This window comes from Paenibacillus sp. OSY-SE, assembly GCF_000283315.1.
Classification (GTDB): Bacteria; Bacillota; Bacilli; order Paenibacillales; family Paenibacillaceae; genus Paenibacillus_B; species Paenibacillus_B profundus.
In genome coordinates, this window is sequence record NZ_ALKF01000078.1 from 1 (window position 1) to 319 (window position 319).

3 tRNA genes are annotated in these 319 nt (G+C 52.0%); all 3 read right to left on the reverse strand.

Annotated elements, in window-relative coordinates:
* Nucleotides 1-35: 35 nt before the first annotated feature.
* The 3 genes from A372_RS0100460 to A372_RS0100470 all read right to left on the reverse strand — a co-directional run bounded on the left by A372_RS0100460 (nt 36) and on the right by A372_RS0100470 (nt 285).
* Nucleotides 36-109: transfer RNA gene (locus A372_RS0100460), tRNA-Trp, on the reverse strand.
* Between the two features lie 7 nt (nt 110-116).
* Nucleotides 117-202, reverse strand: a tRNA-Tyr gene (locus A372_RS0100465).
* A 10-nt stretch (nt 203-212) separates the two neighbouring features.
* Nucleotides 213-285 (reverse strand) — tRNA-Thr (locus A372_RS0100470).
* Nucleotides 286-319 lie beyond the last annotated feature (34 nt).

Below are 319 nucleotides of genomic sequence, written 5' to 3' on the forward strand. Positions count from 1 at the left end.
ACTTCGCCACGACCGCCATATTCACAATATTCTCTTGGCAGGGGCAGCAGGAATTGAACCCACACTAACGGTTTTGGAGACCGCTGTTCTACCTTTAAACTATGCCCCTATATAAGTGGTGGAGGATGATGGATTCGAACCACCGAACCCGTCCGGGAACAGATTTACAGTCTGCTGCGTTTGGCCACTTCGCTAATCCTCCACAATATCAGTGCCGGCGAAAGGAGTCGAACCCTCGACCTACTGATTACAAGTCAGCCGCTCTACCAACTGAGCTACACCGGCTCAAAGCCTTGTATGGTGGCTCGGGACGGAATCG